Raw genomic sequence first — 4,853 nt, 5'->3', positions numbered from 1 at the left:
GAACAGGATCGCTCTTGCCGCCGCCGCCATCCTCGTTGCCACTGGTGCCGCTTTTGCCGGCAGCGACAACTATGGTTCGGACAATGTCAATCAGCCGGCCGTCACCTCGCACGCGGTCAATGTCGACCACAGCTACACGGCTTCGACCCACAGGCAGGTCAAGCACCGCGACCTCACGCTGACGCCCGATTCGGTCCAGCCGGAATCCGGTCAGGGCAACTGGGGAAACTGACGGCTCAAGCGGATGTGCGGCGGGCTTGACCCGCCGCACCTGCCATGGACACTAGCCCAGGTCCTTCGGCCGCGGGCCCAGGTCCTTGGGCCGCAAGCAATGTGTCAGCCGGGCGGGGGACACGACGGACCAATCGCCTTTGAAGACCACCCGGGCGAGGGCTCCCGTCGGGAATTTTTCCTCAAGTCTTGCGATCGCCTTGGCGTCTGACCCCGGCCCGGCAAGCTGTCTGGCCAACTGCTCCAGGCCCGGATTGTGGCCAATTACCAGCAAGCTGCCGCTCGAAGCGTCGGTTTGACCAATCTGGCTCAGAATGTCCGCCGCTGAAGCATCGTACAGCGCCTTGAGGAATGCGACCTGGGGCGGGACGGGCAATTCCGCCGCCACAAGCCGCCAGGTGTCGCGGGTGCGCAGCGCCGCCGACACCAGCGCCAGGTCCGGCAGCCAGCCGCGCGTCGCAAGCTCGCGCCCCATCAACCGGGCTGCCTTCACTCCGCGTTCGGCCAAGGGCCGGTCGAAATCATCGAGATCAGGGTCGTCCCAGCTGGATTTGGCGTGACGAAGCAGGAGAAGCTGTTTCATCGCCGCTCTAAGCTCAAGGCGTGATGCGCGCCAGATGCTCGAGGTCGGCTTCCTCGCGCAGCGGATCCGGGGCCATCACCACCGAGGTGCCGTTGTCGGCATCGTCGGCAAAGTGGGCAAGCACGGTGCGGCCGGACTCCATGCGCGCCTTGCCTTCGGCGACCAGCCCCAGCGCCAGCGGATAGAGCCGGTGTTCGGTCTTCAGCACGCGGGCTGCCAATGTATCGGCGGTGTCGCCGACCATCACCGGCACGGCTGCCTGTGCGATGATCGGGCCGTCATCCATCTCGGAGGTGACGAAGTGCACGGTGCAGCCATGGATGCGGATGCCGGCGGCCAGCGCGCGCGCATGGGTGTCGAGCCCCTTGAAGGCCGGCAGCAGGGCAGGGTGGATATTGATCATGCGGCCCTGCCATTTCTGGACGAAGCCGGGGCTGAGGATGCGCATATAGCCGGCCAGCGCCACGATCTCGGCGTTGAAGGCGGTAAGGGCCGCGTCGATGGCGGCGTCATGCGCCTGCTTGCTGCCGTGGTCGGCACGTGAGACGACCTGCGTGGCGATGCCGCGCGCCCTGGCGATGCCGAGCCCGGCGGCATCCGCCTTATCGGAAATGACACCGACGATCTCGGCCGGGAACGACGGGTCGCTGGCCGCGGCAATCAGCGCGGTCATGTTGGAGCCGCGTCCCGAGATCAGGACAACGGTGCGTTTCCTCTGCGCGCTCATAGGCCGATCGAACCCCGATAGATGACGCCTGCGTCGCGGCGCGGCACGATGCGGCCGATCGGCGTCACCGTCTCGCCGGCTTCCTGTAGCACGGCCGCGACCTGCGCTGCCTGGCCGGACGCGACCGCCAGGATCATGCCGATGCCGCAATTGAAGGTGCGCATCATTTCTTCCGGCGCCACGCCGCCGGTCTTGGCCAGCCACGAAAACACGGGAGGAACGTCGATCGCCTCGAGGTCGAGCTCGGCCGAAAAATCCTTGGGCAGCACGCGTGGAATGTTTTCCGGGAAGCCGCCGCCGGTGATGTGGGCGAGCGCCTTGATACCATGCGTGTTGCGGATCGCCTTGAGAATCGACTTGACGTAGATGCGGGTCGGCTCGAGCAGTGCTTCGGCCAGAGTGGCCTCGTCGTTGAACGGTGCCGGATCGCTCCACGACAGACCGCTGACGGCGACGATGCGGCGCACCAGCGAATAGCCGTTCGAGTGCAGGCCGGAGGAAGCCAGGCCCAGCAGCACGTCGCCTTCGACAATGTCATCGGTGGGCAGCAATTGGCCGCGTTCGGCGGCACCCACCGCAAAGCCGGCGAGGTCGTAGTCGTTGCCGTGATACATGCCGGGCATCTCGGCGGTCTCGCCGCCGATCAGCGCGCAGCCGGCCTGGCGGCAGCCCTCGGCAATGCCGCCGACGATCGCGGCACCCTGGTCGGGATCGAGCTTGCCGGTGGCGAAATAGTCGAGGAAGAACAGCGGTTCGGCACCTTGCACGACGATGTCGTTGACGCACATGGCGACGAGGTCGATGCCGATCGTGTCGTGCTTGCCGGCATCGATGGCGATCTTGAGCTTGGTGCCGACGCCGTCATTGGCCGCCACCAGCACCGGATCGGTAAACCCGGCCGCCTTGAGGTCGAACAGGCCGCCGAAACCGCCGATCTCGCCATCGGCGCCCGGCCGGCGCGTCGCGCGCACCAGCGGCTTGATCTTCTCGACCATGAGATTGCCGGCATCGATATCGACACCGGCCTCGGCATAGGTGAGCCCGTTCTTGCGCTTGTTCACGTCGCGCTTGCTCATTTCTGGTGCCCGTTCAGCAATTTTCCTTGTCGCGGGCTCTTCGCATGAACGGTTTCTGTCCGCAAGGATAACGGCCATCTCGGCCTACAAAACCGTGGACAGCGCGCACGTACAGGCGCTCGTGATTGGCGAAAGCCAAGCTGAAGGCCGCTCCCGTGCGGGGAGATCGGCAGCTCCTCCCTTGTTGCCACCCGCCATCTTCATCATCTATCTCCGACCAAGAGGAGGTGCCAGGCATTTGACCATCCCCAACCTGATCACCATCCTGCGCCTTGTCCTGGTGCCGGCGGTGGTGCTGGCGATGCTGCAGGCGCGCTGGGACTGGGCTTTTGCCGGGTTCCTCGTCGCCGGCATTTCGGACGGCGTCGATGGCTTCATCGCCCGCCGTTTCAATCAGCAGTCCACGCTCGGCGCCTATCTCGATCCGATCGCCGACAAGCTGCTGCTGGTTTCGGTGTTCGTGGTCATGGGCCTCATCGGGCAATTGCCGCTGTGGCTGGTCGTCACCATGGTGTCGCGCGACGCGTTGATCGTCTGCGCGGTCCTGCTGTCCGCCGTCATGGCCCATCCGGTCGAGATGAAACCGCTTTTCGTGTCGAAGGCCAACACCGCCATCCAGATCGTGCTGGCGGCGGTTGTGCTGGGTGAGCTTGCCCTGTCGGTTCATCTCGACCCGCTGAGGCCGGTTCTCATATTGCTGTCCGGGGTCTTGACCGTGGCTTCGGCCGCAGCCTATCTCGTGACTTGGCTGAGGCACATGAGCTGACATGACGAAGGCTCCACTCCGGACATCCGAGACAGAAGCGGCGGCGATCGAGGCCGCGGCCGCCGACATCGCCGCGTCCGCGACCTTTCGCCGCCAGATCTTCTTCTGGCTGGCCGGCGCCGCGCTGCTGGCGCTTTTCCTCTATGTCTTCAGCGCCATCCTGCTGCCCTTCGTCGCCGGCATGGTGCTTGCCTATTTCCTCGATCCCGTTGCCGACCGGCTGCAGCGGCTCGGCCTGTCGCGTTTCATGGCGACGGTGGTCATCCTCATCACCTTCCTCATCGTGCTGGTCCTGGCCTTTGTCATCCTCATTCCGGTTCTGGCCACGCAGATGGCCGATTTCGCCGGCAAATTGCCGGAATATCTGACCCGGCTGCAAAGCCTGATCACCTCGTTCGATCCGAAATGGCTGGAGCAGAAGTTCGGCGTCAACGCCAATAGCTTGCGCGACGGGCTGAATTCGCTGCTGACCTCCGGCTTCGGTTTTGTCACCACCGTCTTCACCTCGCTGTGGAGTTCCGGCATGGCGCTGGTTTCTGTGGTCAGCCTGTTCGTGGTGACACCGGTGGTCGCCTTCTACATGCTGCTCGACTGGGACCGCATGGTGGCGGTCATCGACGGCTGGGTGCCACGCGACAACGTCCAGACCGTGCGCGCCATCGCACGGGACATCAACACCGCCACGGCAGGCTTCGTGCGTGGCCAGGGCACGCTGTGCCTGGTGCTGGGCGCCATGTATGCCACCGGGCTGACGCTGACCGGACTGAACTTCGGCATCCTCATCGGCCTGTTCGCCGGGCTGATTTCCTTCATCCCCTATGTCGGCTCGCTGACCGGGCTGGTGCTGGCCGTCGGCGTCGCCTTCGTCCAGTTCTGGCCGGACTGGACGATGATCGTCGCGGTCGCGGTCGTGTTTTTCATCGGCCAGTTCATCGAGGGCAACATCCTGCAGCCGCGGCTGGTCGGCAAGAGCGTCGGCCTGCACCCGGTATGGCTGATGTTTTCGCTGTTTGCCTTCGGCGCGCTGTTCGGCTTCGTCGGCTTGTTGATCGCGGTGCCGGCTTCGGCCGCCGTCGCCGTGCTGGTGCGGTTCGCAATAGCCCGCTATCTCGAATCGCCGCTCTACAAGGGTCGCGGCGCGGCACCTGTGCCGCAGCTTCCGGCCGATCGCGGCGGCGGCCACCGCACGCAACCGCGTCGCTGAAGTGACTGCCCAGCCAACCGACCCGCCGCGCCAGTTGCCGCTCGACCTCGGCCATGGCACCGGCTATTCGCGTGACGAACTCGTCGTCTCCGGCACCAACAACCAGGCGGTTGCGCTGGTCGACCGCTGGCCGGACTGGCCATCGCCGGTGGTGGTGCTGGCCGGTCCCGCGGGTTCTGGCAAGACGCATCTGGCCTCGATCTGGCGCGCGCGTGCCAATGCGGCGGCGGTCGACGCCAGGCGCATCGGCGACAGCATCGCCAATC

Annotated in this window: 6 protein-coding genes and 1 pseudogene; 4 read left to right on the top strand and 3 right to left on the bottom strand. The window is 65.4% G+C overall.

Going from position 1 to position 4,853, the window contains the following annotated elements:
* On the top strand, window positions 1-232 hold a 232-nt coding region (locus EN884_RS25890; RefSeq protein ID WP_128360805.1), incomplete at its 5' end, for a DUF680 domain-containing protein.
* A 51-nt stretch (window positions 233-283) separates the two neighbouring features.
* On the opposite strand, the gene EN884_RS25885 is transcribed toward EN884_RS25890, so the two are convergent.
* The 3 genes from EN884_RS25885 to purM are packed head-to-tail and all read right to left on the bottom strand — an operon-like array spanning window position 284 to window position 2,617.
* Window positions 284-814 carry a histidine phosphatase family protein gene (locus EN884_RS25885; protein ID WP_013532447.1) on the bottom strand — a complete coding sequence of 177 codons (531 nt, stop codon included), beginning with the start codon at window positions 812-814 and terminating at the stop codon, window positions 284-286.
* Between the two features lie 13 nt (window positions 815-827).
* Entirely contained in the window at window positions 828-1,541 is a 714-nt protein-coding gene (gene purN / locus EN884_RS25880) for a phosphoribosylglycinamide formyltransferase (RefSeq protein ID WP_013532446.1), read from the bottom strand.
* A complete protein-coding gene (gene purM, locus EN884_RS25875; protein ID WP_013532445.1) occupies window positions 1,538-2,617 on the bottom strand; it encodes a phosphoribosylformylglycinamidine cyclo-ligase in 1,080 nt (359 codons plus the stop codon). The genes purN and purM overlap by 4 nt, the downstream gene beginning before the upstream one ends.
* Window positions 2,618-2,855: 238 nt before the next feature.
* Here purM and EN884_RS25870 point away from each other — a divergent pair, with 238 nt between their 5' ends.
* The 3 genes and pseudogenes from EN884_RS25870 to EN884_RS25860 form a co-directional block, all read left to right on the top strand.
* A complete protein-coding gene (locus EN884_RS25870; protein WP_013532444.1) occupies window positions 2,856-3,383 on the top strand; it encodes a CDP-alcohol phosphatidyltransferase family protein in 528 nt (175 codons plus the stop codon).
* Window position 3,384: 1 nt separating this feature from the next.
* Window positions 3,385-4,587, top strand: coding sequence for an AI-2E family transporter (locus EN884_RS25865; RefSeq protein WP_013532443.1), 1,203 nt, complete (start codon window positions 3,385-3,387; stop codon window positions 4,585-4,587).
* Window position 4,588: 1 nt separating this feature from the next.
* Window positions 4,589-4,853 (top strand): annotated as a pseudogene (locus EN884_RS25860) (hypothetical protein); the annotation flags it as partial.

This window comes from Mesorhizobium sp. M7A.F.Ca.AU.001.01.1.1, assembly GCF_004022735.1.
GTDB lineage: Bacteria > Pseudomonadota > Alphaproteobacteria > Rhizobiales > Rhizobiaceae > Mesorhizobium > Mesorhizobium ciceri.
The sequence above is the reverse complement of the archived record's forward strand: the minus strand, read 5'-3'. Positions and strand labels throughout refer to the sequence as shown.

Excerpts from the sequence above, each read along its gene's own strand:
- EN884_RS25885 (WP_013532447.1), bottom strand. The coding sequence starts at position 814 with ATGAAACAGCTTCTCCTGCTTCGTCACGCCAAATCCAGCTGGGACGAC.
- purN (WP_013532446.1), bottom strand. The coding sequence starts at position 1,541 with ATGAGCGCGCAGAGGAAACGCACCGTTGTCCTGATCTCGGGACGCGGC.
- purM (WP_013532445.1), bottom strand. The coding sequence starts at position 2,617 with ATGAGCAAGCGCGACGTGAACAAGCGCAAGAACGGGCTCACCTATGCC.
- EN884_RS25865 (WP_013532443.1), top strand. The coding sequence starts at position 3,385 with ATGACGAAGGCTCCACTCCGGACATCCGAGACAGAAGCGGCGGCGATC.